The following is a 24,987-nucleotide window of genomic DNA, read 5'->3' on the forward strand; positions in this document are numbered from 1 at the left end:
ATTTAAGTCTCAGTATGTTTTCAAAATTCAAACCGGATTCCTATAGTCCTGTTGTGACACTTGGCAGGTCAATGTTTATCAGGAGAACTTCTGTAGTCATAGTATAAAGAAAACAGGTTAAACAGAAGGTTAAATTGTGAATTTAGAATTTAGAATTTTTATTTATGGAAGATTTATTTGCGCGACTAGAACGCACACTCAATCCTGAATTGCCAACTCTTGCAGAGTCACAACAACAACTCCTCCAAGAACTCACTATTGAGGAAAATCAACCCGGTACGATTTTGCATGACTTTCAAACCCTGATAGATTTCTTACAACCAAACGGAGTGGAAGTTAGTAGTATTAATAACCTTCTACCGCTAAAAGTCCTATCAGAAGTTAATTCTCGGTTAAGTCACCCAATTGAAACCAAACTCAAACGCCCTGTACAGAAATCATACCCCTACATTAATGGACTATATCTGTTATTACGCAGTTCTGGAATAGCCCAAATTAAATCCCAAGGGAAGAAGCAGGTTTTAGTTTTAGATGCAGCAACTTTGCAATCATGGTTAAGCCTCAATCTAACAGAACGCTATTTCAACTTATTAGAAGCTTGGTTGATTTGGGGAAATAACGAAGTTTTGGGCGAACATCAAGATTCATTAGGGAACTTATTTAGATGTATTCAACTTTGGCCCCGCGTCCCAGATAAAGGTTTAAAATTTCCTAAATATGAAGATCAAAACAATATTAGTTATTACCCCGGACTGCATAATGTTGCACTGTTAGAGTTATTTGGATTGTTATCTATCAAACATGGTAAACCACAAGAAGGTAAGGGGTGGCGCATTACTGGTTTACAACGCTTGCCCTTTGGTGATGCTCTGTTGCAATTACTTTTTCCACTGGGTATACGAGGAGAATTACAGGATGATGTGAATGTGACTTTTGGAAAATTGCAGTCACATTTCCAACCATTTTTTCCAGAATGGGAGCATAATTTACTTGTTCCCAAGCAAGGCTTCACTGATGGTATTTATATTTTTAAAGTATCCCTTTTTAAGGCTTGGCGACGCATTGCCATACCAGCAAAAAAACCATTAAGCTGGCTAGCAGAGATAATTCTCGATGCTTTTGACTTTGATTACGATCACCTGTACGAGTTTAGTTATAAAGACCATTTTGGTCGCATCATAAAAATCGGTCATGCCTACATGGAAACTCCCCCATTTGCCGACCAAGTGCAGATTGGTGATTTATCTCTAGAACCGGGTGGTAAAATGACCTATCTTTATGATTTTGGTGACAACTGGAAATTTGATTTGCAGTTAGAAGCAATTAATCCACCTGATAACAAAATCAAAAAACCGAAGATTTTAGAAGTTCACGGAAATGCACCTCAACAGTATTGGAGTGAGGATGATGAATCGGATGAAGATGAGGGATGAGGGAGATTTAGGGAAGTGTAGATAATCAAAAGTTTCTCGTATTCTCATGTCTTCTGTTTGTGTATATTAAAACCAGCTTTAAGATTGAGATAGTTTTAGTTACAATAAAACAATACAAATTGTTAGGAGATAAAATCTGTGAATATTCCATATACTGGAGGTTGTCAATGTGGACAGATTCGTTATGAAATTAATGCCCAACCGTTAACACTTTATCTATGCCACTGCAAGGAGTGTCAGAAACAATCGTCTAGTGCCTTTGGTATGTCTCTTACAGTATTAAGAGACGCTGTTGTGATTGTTCAGGGAAAACCGAAAGCTTGGACTCGAAAAAATGATAGCGGGCGTGAAGTAAATAACCTGTTCTGTGGCGACTGCGGAACGCGATTGTTCCATGAAAGGACTTACAATTCAAATACTATCAATGTCAAAGCTGGAACCTTAGATGATACAAGTTGGTTACGCCCAGTGGGTAACATTTGGACACGCAGTGCCCAATCATGGGTGATAATTTCAGACCAATTGCTCAACTATGATGGGCAACCAGAGGATACGCAGGCTTTATGGGAAAAATGGAAACAACAACATCCATAAATGCATAACTCCTGATATTTAGACATCATACACCTAACACTTAAATTATCGAACTCATGACTGTATTAAAGGAGATAATAATAAATTTTTAGTGGTAAAGTGCTTTAATAAACATATTAAATTATTTAAAACAGTAATAGTAAACTCAAATTATAAGTTCAGCTTGTGTATCATATATAGTTCCACTTGTCTGAGAATCATTAATAAAGCTAACACACTATTAATATTTCACATGAAAACTTACTGGATATTTTCAATCAAGTAATGTAAGTGAAATTGGATAAGTAAGGCGATTTTGGTTCATTTTCAACACTTTTAACAGTTATTTCTAGACAAGCTTGATGAAAAACGATACACCGCAAGAATTGAAACCAGACCAAGAAATTGGACGCTTGATTGATGAGGTAATGTCTTCATCTCTGACTGATGAACAGTACCGCAAAAAGATGCAGCGACGCAAAGAAGTGCAAGACAAGCGCATAGCAGAAGCTGTACCAGAAAAAGGGTTAATTATTGTAAATACTGGTAACGGTAAGGGTAAAACCACTGCGGCTTTGGGGATGGTGTTGCGATCGCTCGGTCATGGGTATAAAGTAGCGATCGTTCAATTCATCAAAGGTAGCTGGGAACCTTCCGAAAAAAGAGTTTTTAGTTATTGGGAAGACCAGATAGAATTTCACGCAATGGGCGAAGGCTTTACCTGGGAGACTCAAGATCGCGATCGCGATCTTGACAAAGCTAGCGCCGCATGGGAGAAATCATTAGAATACATCCGCAACCCAGACTTTCATCTAGTGTTGTTAGACGAAATCAATATCGCCCTCAAAATGGCTTACTTACCAGTAGAAGACGTTTTAGCCGGTTTGGCACAAAAACCCGCTAACAAACACGTTATTCTCACAGGTAGAGGCGCACCACCTGCTTTAATTGAGCGTGCTGACTTAGTAACTGAAATGACTCTAGTTAAGCACCCTTTCCGCGATCAAGGTGTGAAAGCACAACCGGGAATTGAATATTAAATCAGAATTCACAACTCAGAACTCAGAACTCAGAATTGTTAAAAAACCAGGTTTCCGACTCAGCAGAGATCAGAAACGTGGTTTTTAATTCTCGTATGTCATATCATGTCCGCTTGATTGCTTATTAAACCCAAAGAACCCCACCCCGCCAAAGCTACGCTTTGTCTCCCCTCCCCGCAAGCGGGGAGGGGTTGGGGGTGGGGTGTAATGACTGTGGTTAGCATAACTAATTATGAGAGACAAAGTTTTAGTTCTGAATTCTGAATTCTGAATTCTGCTGTAAGTTCCATTTGTTACTTCTTATTCCAAAGGCTTAAAAATGCTTGAGAGATGGCTGGGGTAATCTGACTTTGTAAGTGATTTAGTGCATCACGATGGTTTGCATTATTGTCATCATAATAAGTAAAAAGATTCGTCAGCTTCACAATCTCAGGATTTTGATCGTTTGTCCCCCTCCATTTGTTAGTAACTTTGTGTAAAACGTCCTTGGGTAGATTTTGTTGTAAGTTATTTAACGCTGCAATGTAAGAAGGATTTTGAGGATTTTTTTTGAATTGAAAGCACAAATCTATCAGCTTTAGTTGTGACTGAGGAGGAGTCTGCGGTTTATCTGTGAGACTTGGTTGCTGTAGAATTTGCCGCTGTTCAATAGTAGCAATCCCATTTTCAGTTAAACCCTGAGATTTCTGAAATTTCTTGACTGCTGTATAAGTAGCTGGCCCATAAAAAGGCAAGTCTTTTGGAATTTCGGCATTGGTTGCAAAACCGTGAAACTTCAATCTATTCTGAAGCCCTTTCACTGTATCTTCCATGACAGTTCGAGTCTCTGCATCAGCATTACCATTAACCACAAGTTTTTGTGAGTACTGTTTCTGAAACTTTTTAATAGCTTCTTCAGTAGGATCATCTGTCAAAGAGTTGTTATTCCGCTTCCAGGGAGCAAATTTAGTGAGATCCGGCTTAGGATCAATCTCAGGAGCTAAATATCCCAATCCGATCAATATATGACGGATCGCTTCAGGGCTACTAACGGCCATACTTTTTGGTTCCTTTGCGATTAGACTACCATTTAATGTATCTTGTTTTACAAAAATTAGGTAAGTAGAAATAAATAAATCTAACATTTCTTATTTGCAAGGCGTTCCGAAGCTTAAGCGATGTGTGACGACAAGCTGCAACTCTTTGAGACGTTCGATGTATGCGACTACAGAGAGTCAAAAAGAAAGAGATGCGATCGCTTATTCTCAACTATTAATGATACTACGTGTTAGGGACACACAGATGTGCGCAGACAATTTTACAAAAGGGTTCAGGTAAATATAATATTGGATATTATCGTCAAGGTAGCTCCAATATCAAACAGCGCCAGCGACCATCGCAAAAACATCGCTCAATTACTACCAGAGAAAAAAGCAAACTCCCGTTTAATATTCCAGCGCTTCCCGTCGTGAAGCAGCAAGGTTAATTTGTCAGCAGTAAACTCAAAATGCAACTGACGATTTTCAAATTCTGGCCAAGCAGCTTTAAAATTCTGCTTTGTTAAATCCCGAAATGCAACCGTTAAATGGGGTGCAAAAGGGCGGGTTTTAGAAACCTTGTCAACAATTCTCAAGTTGCTTTCTGTATAAGCCATTAAATCAGCTTGCAAAGTTAAAAGCTCTTGACTTCTGACGACATTAATGTATATGACACGAGGTGCAAAGGCATTAAACCCTTTTAGTGTAATTGCTACTTGCTGTTGTTCACTGGCAAACTCCTTCAAGGATGCTTCTAACACTGGCAAGTTATCATCTGCCCATTCAAAGGGCGGTTGCACGGTAATATGAGGCGGAGACTTTAGCGCTCCGCTACTAGTATACCGATCGGCAAAATACTGCTTAATCTCGTTGGCGTAGTCTTGAATATCTTGCGGTGGTATGAGGGCGACAAAAAAACGACTCATATATCTATATTAATTAGTAAATCACTATAGTTCGTGTATATTGCTACTCAAATGGTACTCAAAAATAGTCATAACTAAAGCAGGATGTTGTTGTAACTGGAGTTAAGAAGCCAATGCCGTGGTTTGTAAAAATTGAAGAGGGGAAAGTTGATAAACCTACCTTTGACCAATATGTACCTGCTCACAAAGCCTACATTCGGGAATTAATTACTAAAGGACACAAAGCGCGAACAGGCTATTGGGTAGAACAAAGAGGCGGAATGTTACTATTTGAGGCTGCCTCAAAGGAGGAAGCAGAAACGATTGTAGCTGATGATCCCTTGGTAAAACACGGCTGCGTCAACTATCAGCTTTATGAATGGCGAATTGTTATGGAATGACACACACTTACTGACTTTTCATGTTATGGTTATTGAAGACCTGGATCTATGCGATCGCAACACCCAAATCTTGTCAGAACCGGAAGGTAGCAGCAACACGGGAGGCTTGTGGTAGGCGTAGTCTCCGGGTCGCCCTATTTTTAGGAGCCGTTAGCAACCATGCCTGGTTTTGGAGATATTGTTCAAAAAGCTTTTTACCTCGGTGTTGGGTTAGCTTCTTACGCGGGTGAGAAAGCAGGGGGAAAATTAGCCGAAGTGCGATCGCAAGTCCAAAAACTGGCAGATGAAATGGTGGCAAAGGGCGAAATGAACACAGAAGAAGCCCGCCGCTTCGTTGAAGATATGATGAAGCAAGCCCAACAAGCCCAACCATCTGTTGAAACCTCACCAGAAACGCCCCCTTCTCAACCTCGCCGCATTGAAATTTTAGAGGATGATGAAGAGCCAACGGTCAAAGAGGCGTCAAATGATGAGAATGTAGATAAATTGCGCGATGAAGTGCTAAAGCTGCAAGACGAGTTAAAACGATTGCAACGCGATAGATAAAAAGCATTGTTTGATCGACATATCAGGAAAAAGTGGCATTTTGACATGACACTTTGGATAAAAACTTGATAAGATACATTGCCTAGTGTGTATTTTAGTGCTTCAAGCCAGATAACACAAAGCGTCCTGTTTATAGCCTGCAAAGGTGTCAAGTTTATGGAACAGTGGCAAAAAGATTTAGTAGAAATCGTCGAAACAGTGGCTGATGAAGTAGAGCGCTTCTTCCTGGGAATGAGTGAAGTAGTAGACGCATTTTTTGAGCTAACGGAAGAAGTCAGCGAGCAAGTACACAATAATATTGTTACGGAAGTCGATCAGTATCTACAGGATTTGGCTGAACCGATGTTAGAAGCTTACTGGGAACTGGAAGACATTGTAGCAGATGTCGATCCGGGTTTTCCTTATTCAGTTGAACCTACATCTGAAAAAAATCCTGCCTGTATTGGTTGTAGTCATTACCACGGTCAAGTTTATGGTGGTAATTTATTAGTTTGTGCTATGCATCCCCACGGTTGTGAAGATGAAAATTGTCCAGACTGGGAGAAGGAAGAGTATTGAGTGGGAGTTAGGAGTTAGGAGTTAACAAGCTACAAAATTACTAAAAGGACGTAAAGATAAGTAGAATAACTAATGACAAATACTTCTCTACGAGAGGCTACGCCAACGACTTCGCGGTAGTTGAGCGCAGTCGAAACTCAGTACAAGTGACAAATACTTCGGCTACGCTCAGTACAAGTGACAAGTGACAAGTGACAAATAAGAAATGACAACTGATAAATTACCTGAAAGTGCATCCCAGTCAAACCAAGAAATGAAGTATGGCGAACGCGACATTGCAGAAGGTAAATTAATTACCTTTCCGAATCCGCGTGTGGGGAGGCGATATGACATTAACATTACTTTGCCGGAATTTACTTGTAAATGTCCGTTTTCCGGCTATCCTGACTTTGCAACAATTTATGTTAGCTATGTGCCTGATGAACGGGTAGTGGAATTGAAGGCGCTCAAACTTTATATTAATAGTTACCGCGATCGCTACATTTCCCACGAAGAATCTGCCAATCAAATTTTAGATGATTTTGTGGCTGCTTGCGATCCGTTGGAAGTCACGGTGAAAGCAGATTTCACGCCTCGCGGTAATGTACATACTGTAGTTGAAGTGCGTCACCAAAAGTAACATCATTGCTGATAAGTGCAGATGGGATTAATCGGCTTCATTCAGCAATTTTCTGCACGGCAGATTGCACTTGAAGCACAACTCTTTTTGATAAAGGAATATATCCAAGTTCCAAACTGGATTTTTGCCCGTCAATCACAGCCCAATTCACAAAGTTTTTCAGTGCTTGAGCTTTGACTCGGTTTGGATATTGGCGATAAGTTAAAAGCCAGCTGTAAGTGACGATGGGATAAGACTGGGCACCTGTAGGATCGGTGATAAAAGCAATCAAGTTATCACCTGGTAATTTCACTGCTTCTAAAGTTTGTGCTACAGATTCTGGTGTCGGCGTAATATAATTACCAGATTTATTTTCTAAAGCAGCCACAGGAAGCTTATTTTGTTTGGCGTAAATGTATTCTACATAGCCAATAGCTCCTGGTATCTGTTGAATCAGGGCGGTAACACCTTCGTTACCCTTTCCACCAACTCCCACTTGCCATGCTATCGATTTACCAGCCCCAATTTTGTTTTTCCATTCTGGACTTATGGAGCTTAGGTGTTGCGTGAACACGCTTGTAGTTCCACTACCATCAGTTCGGTGTACAACTTGAATTGGTAAATCGGGCAAATTTACACCTGGATTAGCTGCGGCTATTTTAGGATGATTCCAATTCGTAATTTTTCCGAGAAAGATATCTACGTAAACTTGGCGTGGTAGCCTGAGAGCAGGTGGCACATTCACTTGAGGCGATTGCTGTGAAACTGGTGTGAGGTTATAAGCCAGCACAATAGAACCGGCAGTTATTGGCAAAGCAATGACTCCCCGTTTTATTTTGGCTGCTTGTTCTCTTGTAATTCCCACATCACTAGCTGCAAAATCTACAGTACCGTCGATGAGTTGTTGCACTCCAGCACTGCTTCCTATAGCTTGATAGTTAATTTCTATATTGGGATTTTGCTGGTTGTAATCTGAAAGCCAACGTTCATACAAAGGTGCGGGAAAACTTGCCCCAGTACCAACAAGGGAAACACGCTTTATGTTTGTCTGCTCGGCAGTGCAAGAAGCAATACTCAACAAGATAGCGATTAAAGGTAGAAGGCAAACCCGTCCCTGAGATTGAAGTTTAGCAGACATAGAAATTTTTTGTTCCAATGTTTAATAAATACCTCTAGTAATTTCCTAATTTGTAGGCGTGTGGGCGTAATTAATTGTAAATAACTTTGAAACGCAGAGGGACGCGGAGGTTAACGCAAAGGTACGCAAAGTAATCCTCTGCGTACCTCTGCGATTTCCTTCTCTGCGAGACGCTGACGCTCCTAACGTCGCTACCGCTTCGCTAATGCGAATGCGCCCCTCTGCGTTTAAACTTCAATCGCCGTCTCTTTCTCTTCACCTTGTGGCTGTGAACTCAGCCGATCTAAAATCTCTAAAACCTCTTGTTCAAAAGCAACTTGGGCACGATTAGTTTTGCCACCCACATAGAGGCGATCGCCTTTTTGCAATGCCCAGATTTGCGAGTGGGAAAAGTAACTCATCACCACACCCAGCATGAGCAAACCAAACCCTGTGTAAACAATTGGTATACCTGGATCGGCTTTAATTTGTAAGCCAGTGCTACCAATAACATCCAAAATTTTCAGCTTCACGCCATTAACTTCGGTGAACATCCCCGCGCGGACTGTATCAACAAGTTTGCCAGTGGCATCATAAATTAATACCATCCCTTGCAAGTCTTTGGCTAACAGGGAGACACCCTCACTCAAATCCGGTTTAGTCGGAACCCAGGTTCCCCAAATGCGCCCGTTACCGTTGGTGTTCAATTGCGCCATCGGCAGCTGAAAAATTGGGCTGTTGTTAAATTGGACGCGAACACCTGCAATTCCCCAATCAGTTTGATAGAAAGTTATGCCATGATAGCGCAGAGGCTCGTTGACAAAAATCTTCTTGTGGTCAATTTCCTTTCCCTGATTATTCAAGACAGACATATCTGAATAAAATTGATCGATGCCGCCAGATGGAGTGTAATCAATCCAAAAACGATTGACTCGCACAGACCAATCTTTCGAGATTTTTGCGGCTAAAGGCCCAGCATCGACAATATTTGTCACTTGAAATGTATCGCCACTGGCAACCATTTCCTGAGCGAGAAACCCAGTCATCGCTCCCCAAATTCCCCCTAGTAGAATACCGACAATGCCAATATGAACGATAATTGGGCCGATGCGTCCGACTATTCCTTTGCGGGCGTAAAGGAGATTTTCTTTTTCTTGATCTTGAAAAATTTTATAGCGGTGTTTCTGTAATATCTGGTTTAAAGAATCTAGGGAACCAGTATCTAGTTCTGCACTTAAAGCTAATTTTTGAAATTGCCGTGGCTCTTCGTAATATTTCCAGCGTTGGGCGGCTTTTAAGGCTGGTAACTGACGGGTAAATGAACAAGCAGTTAAACTAGTGCCAAATAAGATCAGTAATGCCAGAAACCACCAGGTACGATATACGTGGTCTAATCCAACTACTTGAATTACTTTCCAAGTTAAGAAACCAAATAAAGCTGGATGTTCTGGGTAGTTGGCTTGGTAAAATGCGGGTGACTGACCTTGCTCAATGACAGTACCAGTAGAGCTAAAAATTGCAATCAATAGCAGTAGTGCGATCGCTAGTCGTAAGTTAGTCAGTATAGGCAAAAGCTCTTGGCGTAAGAACTGCCCAGGTATCGCCCACCATTTTAATTCTTTTGCAGCTGAATCTTCTAAAGTCATTATGTGTAAAAGCTAACAAAGTTATTGATATTAAAGACTGCCGAGGGGAATTCGAGAAATTAAGGAAAATACACCGAATCCTACCAATAGCGCCCCGCTAACTGGGTTAATCCAACCAGACCAGCGACGCAATTCTAGTAATTTTTTAATTGAAGCTGTAAAAGTACCCGCCAAAATCAATGGTGCTACATAACCGGCTGTATAAGAAAGTAGCAAAACAGCACCTAAAATTAAGTCTTGTGTACTAGCAATCCAACTTAACAAACTCGCTAAAACAGGTGTGCTACAAGGGGATGCGACTAAGCCGAAAGTCAGCCCCAGCAAATAGGAACGCAATCCTGTTGGCAAATCTGGCGAAATCCAATTCGTTTCATTCAAGGATGGAAATTGTATAGGCAGTGCTTCTAATAAGTTCAGCCCCATGAGAATAGCGATAATGCTGACGATAATCGGCAAACCAATTCCCACTTGACCGTAGACTTTTCCAACTAAACCTGCTATAATACCCATCCCCGCCAATGTAGTTGCTAAACCTAAAGCAAACCAAGTTGATTGGGCAGCAGCTTGCAAGCGACTTTTAGCTTCATAACCACCGATGTAACCAATGGTAATTGGCAGCATCGAAAGCATACAGGGGGTGAGACTGGTGAGCAAGCCAGCGGCAAAGATAATACCAACGCTTACTACGCTAAGATGTGTCAGTTGGTTAGAAACGAGGCTATTGGCAAATTGTTCTAGTTGGTAAATTTGGGTTTGCAGGTTATCAAACATGGGGAGTCTCTGAGCGGGAAATGCTTACTCTGCTTGAATTGTAGCTTAGTTTTGGTTTTTGAGTCAGGATAACCAAATTATCCAAACTTAATATCATCTAAATTTCATCTGCCCAAAGAAATGTATTTAAAATACAATTAAGCTCGGATTATCCCTGAAGATGCACGGCTGGAGTGTTTGGCATGATGATTGCATTACCCGGATTTCAGATTGTCACTTTGTTAAAAGCAGGGATAAAAGCAGTCATATACCGTGGAATTAAGGTTAAAGACCAGTATCCGGTAATTATCAAAGGGCTACGTCCAGAACAGTGTACACCCAATAATATCGAACAACTCAAACATGAGTATGCGATCGCACAAAGGTTAAATACCGCAGCAGCAGTCAAAGCCTACGCCTTAGAGATACACCAGGGAATCCCTTATTTAATTATGGAGGATTTTCAGGCGCGATCGCTAGACCAATTGCTAGACCAATTTCAACAGCCTGTGCCGTTTCTGAAGATTGCGATTGAAATTACTAGCAAACTTGCACAAATCCACACTCATCACATTGTCCACAAGGATATTAAGCCGCAAAATATTTTAATTAACCTCGAAACTAATCAGGTCAAAATTGCCGATTTTGGAATTGCTGCCTTCATTCCATACCAGCAGCAAATAGTTAGCAGTTCCAGTCGCATTGAAGGAAGTCTACCTTATTTGTCACCTGAGCAAACCGGGCGGATGAATCGAGGAATTGACCATCGCAGCGATTTGTATTCGCTGGGAATCACCTTTTATGAGATGCTCACAGGTCAGCTACCATTTCAAGGCAAAGACCCCTTAGAGTGGGTGCATTGTCATATTGCCAAATCTCCACTATTCCCAAGCAAGCTAAACTCTGATATTCCCCAAACGCTCTGTGAGATTATCATGAAATTGCTGTCGAAGGTTGCAGAACAGAGGTATCAGAGCGCTTTAGGTTTGCAATTTGATTTGGAAAAATGCTTAAAACAATTGGAGACAACTGGACAAATCCCATCCTTTATTTTGGGTGAGCAAGATATCTCAGAACGCTTTCAAATTCCTCAAAAATTGTATGGGCGAGAACCAGAGATTGCCAAGCTTTTACAAGCATTTGAGCGAGTTGTTAATCAAGGTAAAGCAGAAATTGTGTTAGTTTCTGGCTATGCTGGCGTTGGTAAATCAACTCTTGTGAAGGAGATTCACAAGCCCATTGTTAGAGAACGTGGGGTTTTTATCTCTGGTAAATTCGATCAGTATAAACGAGATATTCCTTATTCCACAATTGTTCAAGCTTTTCAAACACTCGCACGACAAATTTTAACTGAGCCGGAAGATCAACTTGCTAGCTGGAAAAAGCGAATAGAAGCAGCATTAGGGAACAATGGTAAGCTAATCACAGATGTAATTCCAGAAGTTGAACTAATTGTTGGAGAACAGTCTCCTATACCAGAGTTGGGGCCTGCCGAATCTCAAAATCGCTTCAACTTGGTGTTTCAAAACTTTATCAGCATCTTTGCTCAAAAAGAGCATCCACTCACTGTTTTTTTAGATGATATGCAGTGGGCAGACACCGCTACTTTGAATTTAATTCAAACTATTATTGCTGGCTCTAATATCCAATATCTCTGCTTCATCTTAGCCTATCGAGATAACGAAGTAGATGTTGTACATCCCTTTAGTTTAATGATAGAGAAGGTTCGCCAGTATGGAGCAAGAACGACTGAAATTCTGCTTACACCGTTGAATCTTGTTTATGTCAATCAGTTGATTGCTGATACCTTACATAGTTCAGCAGAGCAAGTAGAATCCCTTGCTCAATTGATTATCCAAAAAACTGATGGTAATCCTTTCTTTGTCAATGAATTTCTCAAAACACTCCATCAAGAGAATTTGCTGAATTTTGACCCTCTTCTATCCACTCTTGGTAAGGGGGGACAGAGGGGGGTAAAAGGAGGGTGGCAATGGAATCTACCTGAGATTCAAGCCCAAGGGATTACAGATAATATTGTCAGTCTAATAATTGAGCGGATGCAAAAACTGCCACTTGCAACTCAACAGGTGCTTAAATTAGCCTCCTGCATCGGTAATCGCTTTGATTTAGAAGTTTTGGCACTTGTTGGCGAACAATCTATTGAAGAAACGGCAAATGCACTTTTTGAAGCAATTTTAAGAGGATTAATTATTTCTATCGAGTCAGATGAAAGTGTTGATAAAAACTATCGTTTTTACCATGACCGAGTTCAACAAGCGGCTTATGCCTTAATTGTCGATGAATCAAAATCGGCTGTTCATCTGAAGATTGGGCAGCTTTTGCTGAAGAATGCGAATGCTGAACAAGTGAACGAGCAAATTTTTGATCTAGTGAATCAACTAAATCTCGCCGTGGATCTAATTATTGAACAAACAGAAAAGGATGAATTAGTACAATTAAATTTAATCGCTGGCAAAAAGGCAAAAGCTTCCACAGCTTACACTCCTGCGAAAATATTTTTTAGTGTTGCCATAAATCTTTTGGCTGAAAATGCCTGGATGGAACAATATCACCAAACATTTACTTTATTTAGGGAACAGGCTGAGTGTGAATTTTTAACAGGGAATTTAGAACAAGCCGAAGAATTATTTGAGTTATTATTGCTGAAAGCAAAATCTCATCTAGAAAAATCAAATATTTATATGCTGCAAATCAGACTCTACCAAGTTGCAGGTAGATATGAAGAGGCACTGATATTAGGATTAAAAGCTTTAAAACTTTTTGGGGTGATATTACCTGATACAAATGAGGAAGTAGAAGGTGCGATCGCAATTGAAAAAAAACAAGTATTGACCAATCTAGGTAATAGACAAGTCTCGGATTTAATTAATTCTATAGTAATCCAAGATCCAAATATTAAAACAGTTATTAGTCTGTTGACAACTTTGGGGCCACCTACTTATCTCGGTAGACCCGATCTCTTTCCCTTAGTCGTACTTAAAGCAGTTAACTACTCACTCAAATTTGGGAATACGGAAGACTCCTGTTTTGCCTATAGTATGTATGCCATGTTATTGGTTTCCATCTTTCATGATATTCCTACAGGTTACGCATTTTCTGAGATGACAATTCAATTGAATGAAAAGTTGCATGACTTGAAACTTAGAGGAGTTGTTCTACACATTCATGGAAGTCATATTAACGTTTGGTGTAACCATATTGCTACCGATATTCCATTTTTAGAGCGGGGATTTATCGGCTGCGTGGAAGCGGGTGATGTGACGATGGCAAACTATAACGGCTATCAAGGCTCGTGGCAAATTATCCAGTTAGGCTATCCACTTGCAGAAACATACAAATCTCTAGAAAAATACACTGCATTCGCCCGTCAGTCTAAACATGATGCCGTCTATCAGACAATCAGACTAGAGCAAATGCTACTGATGAATCTGCGGGGATTGACTCACCATAATATGACTCTAAGTAGTGATAAGTTTGATGAATCACAGGCGTTATCTATTATTACAGATGCAGGTTTTGTCAGTGGAATTATTTTTTATCATATTATCAAGTTAATCATATCTTTTACATATCGACAGTATACAGAGGCGCTGAATTGTGCCTTAGAATTAACAAATTTTCCGGTGACAACACTGGCATTACCAATTGAAACAGATTATGTTTTGTATTACTCATTAACTCTAACGGCTCTTTATCCAACAGTATCTTTTCAAGAGCAAGAACAGTTTTTGCAAACCCTAGAATGTCATCAGCAGCGATTGCAATATTGGTCTAATCATTGCCCTGAAAACTTTTTACATAAGTCTCAGTTAGTAGCTGCCGAAATAGCTTGCATCGAAGGTAGAGAATTGGAAGCAATGCGTCTGTATGAGCAATCAATTGCTTCAGCCCATGAGCAGGGATTTGTACAATACGAAGCTTTAGCTAATGAACTAGCTGCTAAGTTTTACTTAGAGCGAGATTTTGAACTAATTGCCAAAACCTACTTGGAAGCAGCTAAAAATGCCTATATGCGTTGGGAGGCATTTGCTAAAGTCAAGCACTTAGAAGAATCCTATCCTCAGCTATTGCCACAACAACAGCTTGTCTCTAACGGAACGTTTATTACCACAGGTGAGCATTTAGACTTTTTGTCAGTAGTTAAAGCCTCTCAAACTATATCTAGTGAAATTGTTTTTTCGCGTTTGTTGAAGACATTAATGCAAATTGTCATCGAGCAAGCAGGAGCAGAAATTGGTTATTTGTTGCTGGAACACGATGAAAATCTGGTGATTGAAGTAGAAGCTAAAGTTAATCCCCAAGCAGAAAAGCTCAATGTTTCTCGACTTGTATTAGAGGGTGAAATTTCACAGGTAATTCCTCAATCAATACTGAATTATGTTCAGCGAACTCACGAGACAGTGATTTTAGAGAATGCCACTGAGCAAAATTTGTTTTCTAAAGACGAATATGTAATTCAAAAGCAACCTAAATCTGTACTTTGTTTGCCGATCGCTCGTCAGTCAAAATTACTTGGTATTTTATATTTAGAAAACAATCTGATCTCCAGTGCCTTTACACAGGAAAAACTTTCTGTACTGGAAATATTGACAGTTCAAATTGCCATCTCTCTAGAAAATGCTCGTCTTTATCAAGGTTTAGAAGACAGCCAAGCAAAACTCAGCTTGGCGTTAAAATCTTCTCAAATCGGTGTTTGGAGTTGGGATATTGCCAGCGATCGCTTTGATTGGGATGAGCAGATTTATCAACTATTTGGGTTAACACCGGAAACCTTTGCTGGCACTTCTGAAGCAATCCTCGCTCGTCTGCATCCAAACGATCGGGGATTGCTGGCTCAATCGTTGAGTCGAGCGATTAACCAAGGCGTGGAGCATAATTTAGAATATCGAATTATTCAAGATGACGGCAGTATTCGCTACGCAGCCTGTCGGGGAAAAGCCTTTTTCAATGAAGCTGGTAAAGCTACACACATGAGTGGTGTTGTGCTTGATATCACCGATCGCAAACAATCTGAAGCTGAACGTATTCAACTGATTCAAGAGCAAACCGCCCGCCTGGAAGCAGAAGCCAATCAACAACGAGCCGGGTTTTTAGCTCAAGTCAGTGCAACACTCGCTTCTTCCCTTGATTACGAAAGCACCCTAGCAAGCGTGGCCAACCTGGTTGTGCCTTACTTCGCCGATTGGTGCGGCGTTGATCTGCTGCAAGACAACCAATCAATTAATCGGGTAGCAGTTGCTCACCGCGATCCAGAGAAAGTGAAACTAGGCTGGGAACTTTATCAACGTTATCCGAGAAAGTTAAATGCAGATGAAGGCGTGCCTAAAGTTTTGCGTACCGGACAAACTGAAATCATCGCTGAAATTTCAGACGCACTTCTAGCAGAAGCCATCCCAGATCCAGAACATCTGCGTATTGTACGTGAACTTGGTTTGAATTCCTGTATAATTTTGCCCTTAATGGCACGTGGAAGAATTTTTGGTGCTATTTCCTTTGTAAACGCTGAATCAGAACGTCGTTACAGCACGGCTGACTTGTCACTAGCGGAGGATATTGCGCATCGAGCGGCCATCGCCATTGATAATGCCCGCCTTTACCAAGAGGCGCAACAAGCACAAAAAACGGCAGAACGAGCATTGGAGCGCATTGCCCGTCTTCAATCGATCACGGCTGCTCTTTCAGAATCCCTAACACCAGCCCAAGTCTCTGATGTGATTGTAGAGCAGAGCATGGCTGCCTTGGGAGCCAGTTCTGCCCTTGTCGCCTTGGTGAATGAAAGTAAAACTGAACTGGAAATTGTGCGGGCGGTTGGCTATAAGCAGGATTTGATAGACGCTTGGCGTACTTTTGCCATCGATTCACCCTCTCCCCTAGCAGAAGCGGTGCGGACTGGGAAACCTATTTGGGCACAAGTAACAGAAAATCGAGTAGCTCGTTACCCACATTTAGCAGAAATTTACGCCCAATATGATTTTAATGCCTGGATTTCTATTCCATTGATGGTAGAAGGTTGGGCAGTTGGCGGTATAAGTTTGGGATTTACCCAGCCTCAACAACTTAGTGGAGAAGATCAAGCATTTATTTTGGCTATTGCTCAACAATGCGCCCAAGCGATCGCTCGCGCCCATCTCTACGAAGCCGAACGAACAGCACGAAGTGCTGCTGAAAGGGCAAATCGCATTAAAGATGAATTTTTAGCTGTGCTGTCTCATGAATTGAGAACACCACTCAACCCGATTCTGGGTTGGGCAAAACTAATGCGAAGCCGCAAGCTCGATCAAGCAACAACCGCCCGCGCCCTAGAAACCATTGAGCGTAATGCCAAGTTACAAACCCAATTAATTGAAGATTTGCTCGATGTTTCCCGCATCCTTCAGGGTAAACTTAACCTCAACTTTTACCGGATTAATTTGGTATCAGTCATTGAAGCTGCCATTGAGACAGTGCGTTTATCGGCGGAGGCTAAGTCTATCCAGATTCAGACAATTCTTAAATCTGGTGTTGGGGAAGTTTTAGGCGATGCCAATCGACTACAACAAATCATTTGGAATATCCTTTCTAATGCGATTAAATTTACTCCCATCGGTGGACAGGTAAAAATTAAATTAGAGCAAGTTGGCTCACAGGTACAAGTCTGCGTCACTGACACAGGGAAGGGAATTGCACCTGAGTTCTTACCTTATGTCTTTGATTATTTTCGTCAAGCAGATGGTGCGACAACTCGAAAATTTGGCGGTTTAGGTCTAGGATTAGCGATCGTCCGCCATCTCGTCGAACTTCACGGGGGAACTGTGCAAGCAGAAAGTCTGGGCGAAGGACAAGGAGCAACTTTCATCGTCAGACTTCCATGCTTACAGGATGAAAGCAAAAAAATCAAGAATGCAAAAGATAATTCTTCACTGGTGGCGGCTCAGTCCTCGCCCCTGTCTGGCTTAGAGATTCTGGTGGTGGATGATGATGCAGATATGCGAGAATTTTTGCCCTTCATGCTGGAGCAATATGGTGCAACTGTTACTGTTGTCGCCTCAGCCATTGAAGCTTTAACTGCCTTGAGTCAATCCCAGCCAAATCTAATTATCAGCGATATTGGGATGCCAGAAATGGATGGCTATATGCTGATGCGACAGGTGAGAAGTTTGGAACCAGAGCAAGGAGGGACAATTCCCGCGATCGCTTTAACTGCTTATGCTGGTGAGATGGATCATCAGCAAGCGATCGCTGTCGGATTTCAACAGCATATTTCTAAGCCTGTAGATCCAGAGGAATTGGTGAAAGCGATCGCGTCATTGGTTCCCGATTTGGCATGATGGTGAAATATAGGTTAAGACAAGAGACGCGATGAATCGCCGTCTCTACAAAAGATATTGTAGAGACGGCGATTTATCGCGTCTTTATTCTTTATTCTGACCGTTGGCTGTTAATTCAAAAATGCAGTAAAGGTTTTACAGTAGTATCAACGATATAGCCAAACACGCAACAGTGACAGCAATTGCTCAGTATCTACGGGTTTAGTAATGTAGTCTGATGCACCGGCTTCAATACACTTCTCGCGATCGCCTTGCATAGCTTTAGCGGTGAGTGCAATAATCGGCAAAGACTTAAATTGCTCGTTTTGGCGGATCGTGCGTGTTGTTTCGTAACCATCCATTTCTGGCATCATTACGTCCATCAACACCACATCAATATCTGGTGTATTTTCTAACAGGGTAATTCCTTCTCTGCCATTTTCAGCATATAAAACCTGGATTTGATAACGCTCCAGCATACTGGTCAGGGCGAAGATATTCCGCATATCATCGTCTACAATTAGGGCTTTTTTGCCAGTGAGTAAGTAGTCTTGTGAATGCAGTTGTTCGAGTATTTGGCGCTTGGGTTCAGGTAAATTTGCTTGGACTCGGTGTAAAAATAATGCTGTTTCATCGAGGAGACGTTCGGGCGATCGCACATCTTTAATAATGATTGTCTCGGCAATCCGTCTGAGTTCTGTTTCTTGAGCTTTGCTAATTTCTCTACCTGTGTAGACAATAATTGGTAAAGTTTTGCCGTTAGGTAAAAGTTTTATCTGCTCGATCAGTTCAAACCCGGTCATGTCAGGTAGCCCTAAATCGAGGACGAGGCAATCAAAATGCTGGGTGCGAATAGCTTCTAGAGCAGTTGCACCGTCAGCCACAGCAGTGGTCGAAACATCGCTGTTACCAATCAACTCAACAATACTCAGCCGTTGAGTATCATCGTCTTCGACTACCAATAAATTTTTCACTTGGCGCTCAACAAAACCTTTAATTTTGGTCAATGCCTCAGATATTGTCTCGCTGGTTAAAGGTTTTTGCAGATATGCGATCGCACCTAGTTGCAAACCGCGTTGTCTGCCTTCCTCAACAGTCATGATATGTACGGGAATGTGACGGGTATTTGGATCATGTTTGAGACGATCTAATACCGTCCAACCATCCATTTCTGGCAGCCGGATATCTAGCAAAATGGCTGAAGGCTGGAATTGCTGCGCTAGCATCAAACCTGTACTGCCAGTTTGGGCAGCTATCACCTTAAATCCTTGTTGTTGCGCCATCTCTAGAAGGATACGGGCAAAATTAACATCATCTTCGACAATTAATAACACGCGATCGCCTCTTTCTATAGTCGTGCGATCGTCAGTTATGAGTGCTGTTAGCGGATAGCTAGGGTTTAGCCCGTGCTGAGTGCTGTTAGCGGTAGCGGGGCGTTCAGCCCGTGGGGAGTGGGGAGTGAGGAATAAAGAGTGGGAAGTGGGGAGTGGTTTTGATGTTGACTCAGCACTCAGCACTCGGAACTCAGGACTCAATTGTGGTAAGTAGAATGTAAAGGTGCTACCTTCACCGGGTTGACTGATTAGTTTAATTTCGCCGCCGAAGAGACGGGCGATTTCGCGACTAATTGATAAGCCCAATCCGGTACCGCCGTATCTGCGACTGGTAGAGCCATCGGCTTGTTGAAATGCTTCAAAAATCACTTTCTGTTTTTCGGGGGCAATACCAATGCCTGTATCGCTGACTGAGAAGGCAATTACAAGCTGGGCACGATTTAAGGTTTCGTTGTCGTTGCTCCATCCTAGCTTCGCCACCGCAATCCGTAAGCGTACTTCCCCATGTTCTGTAAATTTAAAAGCGTTGGAGAGGAGATTTTTCAATACCTGTTGTAAGCGTTTGACATCTGAGTAGATGGTGTTTGGCAATTCGGGAGTGAATTCAATTGTAAAGGCAAGTCCTTTGCTCTGAGCAATTTGCCGGAAGGTGCGCTCAATCACATCACCCAACTCTGCCAATGGCATTGGAATCATGTCAATGGACATTGTTCCAGATTCAATTTTAGCGAGATCCAGAATGTCATTGATTAACGTCAACAAATCAGTACCGGCTGAATAAATTGTTTGGCTGTATTCGACTTGCTTGCTGGTGAGATTTTGATCGATATTATCTGTCAACAATTTCGCCAAAATTAACAAGCTATTCAGCGGTGTCCGCAGTTCATGGGACATATTGGCGAGAAATTCTGACTTGTATTTTGAGGAAAGGGCGAGTTGTTCAGCCTTGTCTTCTAAAGACAGTCTTGCTTGCTCAATTTCGCGATTTTTGCGCTCGACTTCTTTCTTCTGCATCGCCAACAACTCTGCTTTTTCTTCTAATTCGGCGTTGGTTTGTTGCAGTTCCTCTTGCTGTCCTTTAAGTAAATCCTCGGAAGTTTTGAGTGATTGGGCTTGTTGTTCTAAACGCTTGTTGGTTTCGCGGAGTTCACTTTGCTGGGTTTGGAGTTCTTCAGCTAAAGATTGCGACTGCTTGAGTAATTCTTCAGTTCGCATCGATGCTGCGATCGTGTTGAGGACGATCGCTATACTTTCGGTAAGCTGGTCGAAGAATGTCAGATGAATTTCGCTAAAGCGGCGGAAGGATGCTAATTCAATCACTGCTGTCACCTGTCCTTCAAAGAGTACAGGTAAGACTACGGCATTGAGTGGCGTGGCTTCTCCTAAACCAGAGGAAATTTTGACATAATCGTTCGGTACTTCCGTCAGCAGTATTCGCTCTTTTTCTAAAGCGCATTGTCCCACCAAACCTTCACCCAATTGGAAGCGGTTAGCTAGATGTCTGCGTTCGCGGTAAGCGTAGCTACTGATTAGTTTCAAATACGGTGTATTTTCAACAGACTCCATGAGGAAGAATACGCCGTGTTGCGCTCCTACCAAGGGTGCTAGTTCTGAGAGAATGAGTTTAGATACGGTTTCCAAGTCTCGCTGCCCTTGGAGCATTCTGGTAAACTTGGCTAAGTTAGTTTTCAACCAGTCTTGTTCGGTGTTTTTCTGCGTTGTCTCCCGCAGATTGGCAATCATCTGGTTGATGTTGTCTTTGAGTATCGCTACTTCCCCTAGTGCTTCGACGGCAATTGAACGAGTTAAATCACCCTTAGTTACAGCTGTAGCAACTTCTGCGATCGCTCGCAACTGAGTTGTCAGTGTAGCAGCAAGTTCATTCACGTTATCTGTCAAATCTTTCCAAGTTCCAGCCGCGCCAGGGACTCTTGCTTGTCCGCCTAACTTCCCTTCAATTCCCACTTCCCGCGCTACTGTGGTTACTTGATTGGCAAAGGTTGCCAGGGTATCAATCATCTCGTTGATTGTCTCTGCCAAGGTTTCAATTTCTCCCTTGGCATCTAACATTAGTTTCCGTTTCAAGTCACCGTTAGCAACTGCCGTTACAACTCTGGCAATACCCCGTACTTGTGCCGTTAAGTTACCCGCCATCGAGTTCACGTTATCTGTTAAATCTTTCCAAGTACCCGCGACACCTTGGACTTGCGCTTGTCCGCCTAACTTCCCTTCAGTTCCCACTTCCCGCGCCACCCGCGTTACTTCACTTGCAAAGGAACTAAGTTGATCCACCATTGTGTTGGTGGTGTTCTTCAAGTCTAAAATTTCGCCTTTGGCATCGACGGTAATTTTCTTAGATAAGTCGCCATTAGCTACCGCTTTCGTAACTTCCGCGATGTTGCGAACTTGTCCGGTGAGGTTCCCCGCCATCGAGTTTACATTGTCTGTTAAATCTTTCCAAGTGCCTGCAACTCCTCTGACGTAAGCTTGCACGCCCAATTTCCCTTCGGTTCCCACCTCACGCGCAACCCTTGTAACTTCCGATGCAAAGGAATTTAGCTGATCCACCATTGTATTAATGGTGTTTTTAAGTTCCTGAATTTCGCCTTTCACATCGACAGTGATTTTCTTAGATAAGTCGCCATTTGCTACGGCTGTGGTAACTTCGGCAATGTTTCGCACCTGTGCCGTTAAACTTCCCGCCATGAAGTTTACGCTGTCGGTTAAATCTTTCCAAGTTCCGGCTACACCTTTAACTTCGGCTTGTACGCCCAGCTTACCTTCAGTTCCCACCTCACGGGCAACCCGCGTTACTTCACTTGCAAAGGAATTGAGTTGATCTACCATTGTGTTGACGGTGTTTTTCAACTCTAAAATTTCACCTTTAACATCAACAGAGATTTTCTTAGATAAGTCGCCATTAGCTACGGCGGTTGTCACGGCGGCAATGTTTCGTACCTGTGCCGTTAAACTTCCCGCCATGAAGTTTACGCTGTCAGTTAAATCTTTCCAAGTTCCAGCCACGCCACGCACATCTGCTTGTACGCCTAATTTACCTTCGCTTCCCACTTCCCGCGCCACCCGCGTTACTTCACTTGCAAAGGAGTTGAGTTGATCCACCATTATATTGATGGTATTCTTGAGTTCGAGAATTTCGCCTTTGACAGCAACAGTAATTTTCTTAGATAAATCACCATTTGCGATCGCAGTCGTAACTTCGGCAATGTTCCGCACCTGTGCCGTCAAGCTTCCCGCCATGAAGTTCACACTGTCGGTTAAATCTTTCCAAGTGCCGGCAACGTCTTTCACCTCCGCTTGTACGCCCAATTTCCCTTCAGTTCCCACCTCACGGGCAACTCGCGTCACTTCACTTGCAAAGGAACTAAGTTGATCTACCATCGTGTTGATGGTGTTTTTCAACTCCAGAATTTCACCTTTCACATCAACCGTGATTTTCTTGGATAAGTCGCCTGTTGCAACCGCCGTAGTCACTTCGGCAATATTCCGTACCTGTGCCGTCAAACTTCCCGCCATGAAATTCACGCTGTCGGTTAAATCTTTCCAAGTGCCAGCCACACCGCGTACTTCTGCTTGCACGCCCAGTTTACCCTCGCTTCCCACTTCACGGGCAACCCTTGTTACTTCTGATGCAAAGGAATTAAGTTGATCCACCATTGTGTTGATGGTATTTTTGAGTTCCAGAATTTCACCTTTGACATCGACGGTGATTTTCTTGGATAAGTCGCCTGTTGCAACTGCCGTAGTCACTTCGGCAATATTCCGCACTTGTGCCGTCAAACTTCCTGCCATGAAGTTCACGCTGTCAGTTAAATCTTTCCAAGTTCCAGCCACACCGCGCACATCGGCTTGCACACCCAGTTTACCTTCACTTCCCACCTCACGCGCAACCCGTGTTACTTCACTTGCAAAGGAACTGAGTTGATCCACCATTATATTGATGGTATTCTTGAGTTCCAGAATTTCACCTCTGACATCGACGGTAATTTTTTTGGATAGATCGCCATTTGCGATCGCAGTAGCAACTTCGGCAATATTTCGCACTTGTCCGGTAAGATTACCCGCCATTAAGTTAACGTTGTCCGTTAAATCTTTCCAAGTACCCGCAACTCCCCGCACTTCTGCTTGTACGCCTAACTTCCCTTCAGTTCCCACCTCACGCGCAACTCTTGTCACTTCACTTGCAAAAGAATTAAGCTGATCCACCATTGTGTTAATGGTATTCTTGAGTTCCAGAATTTCGCCTTTGACATCGACAGTGATTTTCTTAGATAAGTCGCCATTTGCCACAGCCGTTGTCACTTCGGCAATATTCCGCACCTGTGCCGTCAAGCTTCCCGCCATGAAATTCACACTATCGGTAAGGTCTTTCCACGTACCCGCTACCCCGCGAACTTCTGCTTGACCGCCCAATTTACCTTCAGCACCCACCTCACGCGCAACTCTTGTTACTTCCGATGCAAAAGAATTAAGTTGATCCACCATGATGTTGACGGTGTTTTTCAACTCTAAAATTTCGCCTTTGACATCAACAGTGATTTTCTTGGAAAGGTCGCCATTCGCTACCGCCGTTGTTACTTCAGCAATATTACGGACTTGGGCAGTTAAATTCCCTGCCATCAAATTAACGTTATCAGTTAAATCCTTCCAAGTTCCTGCCACTCCTTTAACTTCTGCTTGTACGCCCAACTTCCCTTCAGTTCCGACTTCACGGGCAACTCGCGTCACTTCACTAGCAAAAGAATTCAATTGATCCACCATCGTGTTGACGGTGTTTTTTAGTTCGAGAATTTCGCCTTTAACATTAACGGTGATTTTTTTGGATAAGTCACCATTTGCGATCGCAGTGGCAACTTCGGCAATGTTGCGAACTTGTCCGGTGAGATTACCCGCCATCAAGTTAACGTTATCAGTCAAATCTTTCCAAGTACCAGCCACACCTTGCACTTCAGCTTGGACACCCAACTTCCCTTCGGTTCCCACCTCACGGGCAACCCTGGTTACTTCACTGGCAAAGGAACCAAGCCGTTCTACCATCGTGTTGACGATATTAGCAGTTTGGAGAAACTCACCTTGGAGGGGTCTGCCATCAATTTCTGTGGCGATCGTTTGGGATAAGTCACCATTGGCGACCGACCGAATTACACGGGTTGTTTCAGCTGTTGGTTGAACTAAATCTGTAATTAGAGTATTGACAGAAATAACACAATCTGACCAAGAACCTCGAACATCTCCGAGAGAGGCGCGATCGGCAATTTTGCCTTCTTTGCCGACAACGTTACCAATCCGTTGTAGTTCGGCCGCCATCCGCTCATTCTGGTCAATAATATCATTGAGCGTGTCAGCTATTTTACCTGCTACACCAGTATGATCTATGGGCATCCGAGCCGAGAAGTCACCCTGTTTAACAGCATTCAGCGTTCTTAGTAGCTGATTTAAATCTAGATTGTCGCTGTCTCTAGTTAACTGTTCGGTTGTCATAGCCTTATCCTTAATCTTAATCCTTGAATAATTTTTTGTATTTTTTGCACCCCGTACTTATTTAGAGTACTTTTAGCCAATGCGTATCACAATAAAGAGCAGGGAATAGAAAGTGGATCAAACTACTTTTTATGGGTGCGAGTGTAAGCAGTTAACAAATAGTGCTAACTAAATGGTATTGCCGTCGATATATCTGGCATACCACTTAGCTAATGATAGCTAGTTGGAATCTGTTATGCAGCATTAATTGTCGGCGATGCCTAA

The 24,987-nt window shown here is 42.4% G+C and carries 14 protein-coding genes and 1 other RNA gene; 9 read left to right on the forward strand and 6 right to left on the reverse strand.

The annotated features are described in order from the left end of the window. Positions 1-164 precede the first annotated feature (164 nt). The 3 genes from CDG76_RS18025 (at position 165) to cobO (ending at position 3,046) form a co-directional block, all read left to right on the forward strand. Complete coding sequence (locus CDG76_RS18025; RefSeq protein ID WP_094350331.1) at positions 165-1,433, forward strand: plasmid pRiA4b ORF-3 family protein; 1,269 nt, start codon at positions 165-167, stop codon at positions 1,431-1,433. A 138-nt stretch (positions 1,434-1,571) separates the two neighbouring features. Further along, complete coding sequence (locus tag CDG76_RS18030; protein ID WP_094350332.1) at positions 1,572-2,027, forward strand: GFA family protein; 456 nt, start codon at positions 1,572-1,574, stop codon at positions 2,025-2,027. A gap of 341 nt (positions 2,028-2,368) precedes the next feature. Then, positions 2,369-3,046 carry a cob(I)yrinic acid a,c-diamide adenosyltransferase gene (gene cobO / locus CDG76_RS18035; RefSeq protein WP_094350333.1) on the forward strand — a complete coding sequence of 226 codons (678 nt, stop codon included), beginning with the start codon at positions 2,369-2,371 and terminating at the stop codon, positions 3,044-3,046. 293 nt (positions 3,047-3,339) lie between these two features. Here cobO and CDG76_RS18040 read toward each other — a convergent pair whose 3' ends face one another. Then, positions 3,340-4,170, reverse strand: a complete 831-nt coding sequence (locus tag CDG76_RS18040) for a peptidoglycan-binding domain-containing protein (protein ID WP_094350334.1) — start codon at positions 4,168-4,170, stop codon at positions 3,340-3,342. Positions 4,171-4,436: 266 nt separating this feature from the next. Further along, positions 4,437-4,988, reverse strand: a complete 552-nt coding sequence (locus tag CDG76_RS18045) for a 2'-5' RNA ligase family protein (protein ID WP_094350335.1) — start codon at positions 4,986-4,988, stop codon at positions 4,437-4,439. 113 nt (positions 4,989-5,101) lie between these two features. Between CDG76_RS18045 and CDG76_RS18050 the strand changes: the two genes are divergently transcribed. The 5 genes from CDG76_RS18050 (at position 5,102) to queF (ending at position 7,091) form a co-directional block, all read left to right on the forward strand. Beyond that, a complete protein-coding gene (locus tag CDG76_RS18050) occupies positions 5,102-5,368 on the forward strand; it encodes a YciI family protein (RefSeq protein ID WP_094350336.1) in 267 nt (88 codons plus the stop codon). A 37-nt stretch (positions 5,369-5,405) separates the two neighbouring features. Continuing rightward, positions 5,406-5,502: signal recognition particle sRNA small type (gene ffs, locus CDG76_RS18055), an RNA gene on the forward strand. A 25-nt stretch (positions 5,503-5,527) separates the two neighbouring features. Further along, on the forward strand, positions 5,528-5,914 hold the full coding sequence (locus CDG76_RS18060; RefSeq protein ID WP_094350337.1) for a phasin family protein: 387 nt from the start codon (positions 5,528-5,530) through the stop codon (positions 5,912-5,914). A gap of 156 nt (positions 5,915-6,070) precedes the next feature. Then, positions 6,071-6,472 (forward strand): hypothetical protein, encoded by a 402-nt coding sequence (locus CDG76_RS18065; protein WP_094350338.1) that lies wholly within the window; start codon positions 6,071-6,073, stop codon positions 6,470-6,472. A gap of 205 nt (positions 6,473-6,677) precedes the next feature. Beyond that, positions 6,678-7,091, forward strand: coding sequence for a preQ(1) synthase (queF, locus tag CDG76_RS18070; protein ID WP_094350339.1), 414 nt, complete (start codon positions 6,678-6,680; stop codon positions 7,089-7,091). A gap of 37 nt (positions 7,092-7,128) precedes the next feature. Here the strand turns inward: queF and pstS are convergent, their stop codons facing one another. From pstS to CDG76_RS18085, 3 genes are all read right to left on the reverse strand, one after another. Next, positions 7,129-8,208: a phosphate ABC transporter substrate-binding protein PstS gene (gene pstS / locus CDG76_RS18075; protein ID WP_190240888.1), complete on the reverse strand. Its 1,080-nt coding sequence runs from the start codon at positions 8,206-8,208 to the stop codon at positions 7,129-7,131. A 227-nt stretch (positions 8,209-8,435) separates the two neighbouring features. Then, complete coding sequence (locus tag CDG76_RS18080; protein WP_094350341.1) at positions 8,436-9,833, reverse strand: cytochrome c biogenesis protein; 1,398 nt, start codon at positions 9,831-9,833, stop codon at positions 8,436-8,438. Between the two features lie 30 nt (positions 9,834-9,863). Continuing rightward, the gene (locus tag CDG76_RS18085; protein ID WP_094350342.1) at positions 9,864-10,604 is read right to left on the reverse strand and encodes a cytochrome c biogenesis protein CcdA; all 741 of its coding nucleotides are present in this window, start codon (positions 10,602-10,604) and stop codon (positions 9,864-9,866) included. A gap of 182 nt (positions 10,605-10,786) precedes the next feature. On the opposite strand from CDG76_RS18085, the gene CDG76_RS18090 reads away from it, so the two are divergent. After that, entirely contained in the window at positions 10,787-17,911 is a 7,125-nt protein-coding gene (locus CDG76_RS18090) for an AAA family ATPase (RefSeq protein WP_094350343.1), read from the forward strand. A gap of 146 nt (positions 17,912-18,057) precedes the next feature. Here CDG76_RS18090 and CDG76_RS18095 read toward each other — a convergent pair whose 3' ends face one another. Then, on the reverse strand, positions 18,058-24,723 hold the full coding sequence (locus CDG76_RS18095) for a HAMP domain-containing protein (protein WP_094350344.1): 6,666 nt from the start codon (positions 24,721-24,723) through the stop codon (positions 18,058-18,060). Between the last annotated feature and the right edge of the window lie 264 nt (positions 24,724-24,987).

Origin of the sequence: Nostoc sp. 'Peltigera membranacea cyanobiont' 210A, from assembly GCF_002246015.1 — a bacterium.
In the GTDB taxonomy this organism is placed as follows: domain Bacteria; phylum Cyanobacteriota; class Cyanobacteriia; order Cyanobacteriales; family Nostocaceae; genus Nostoc.

Coding starts and splice junctions, on each gene's coding strand:
- CDG76_RS18025 (WP_094350331.1), top strand. CDS start 165: ATGGAAGATTTATTTGCGCGACTAGAACGCACACTCAATCCTGAATTG.
- cobO (WP_094350333.1), top strand. CDS start 2,369: ATGAAAAACGATACACCGCAAGAATTGAAACCAGACCAAGAAATTGGA.
- CDG76_RS18040 (WP_094350334.1), bottom strand. CDS start 4,170: ATGTTAGATTTATTTATTTCTACTTACCTAATTTTTGTAAAACAAGAT.
- CDG76_RS18045 (WP_094350335.1), bottom strand. CDS start 4,988: ATGAGTCGTTTTTTTGTCGCCCTCATACCACCGCAAGATATTCAAGAC.
- CDG76_RS18050 (WP_094350336.1), top strand. CDS start 5,102: ATGCCGTGGTTTGTAAAAATTGAAGAGGGGAAAGTTGATAAACCTACC.
- CDG76_RS18060 (WP_094350337.1), top strand. CDS start 5,528: ATGCCTGGTTTTGGAGATATTGTTCAAAAAGCTTTTTACCTCGGTGTT.
- CDG76_RS18065 (WP_094350338.1), top strand. CDS start 6,071: ATGGAACAGTGGCAAAAAGATTTAGTAGAAATCGTCGAAACAGTGGCT.
- queF (WP_094350339.1), top strand. CDS start 6,678: ATGACAACTGATAAATTACCTGAAAGTGCATCCCAGTCAAACCAAGAA.
- pstS (WP_190240888.1), bottom strand. CDS start 8,208: ATGTCTGCTAAACTTCAATCTCAGGGACGGGTTTGCCTTCTACCTTTA.
- CDG76_RS18080 (WP_094350341.1), bottom strand. CDS start 9,833: ATGACTTTAGAAGATTCAGCTGCAAAAGAATTAAAATGGTGGGCGATA.
- CDG76_RS18085 (WP_094350342.1), bottom strand. CDS start 10,604: ATGTTTGATAACCTGCAAACCCAAATTTACCAACTAGAACAATTTGCC.
- CDG76_RS18090 (WP_094350343.1), top strand. CDS start 10,787: ATGATGATTGCATTACCCGGATTTCAGATTGTCACTTTGTTAAAAGCA.
- CDG76_RS18095 (WP_094350344.1), bottom strand. CDS start 24,723: ATGACAACCGAACAGTTAACTAGAGACAGCGACAATCTAGATTTAAAT.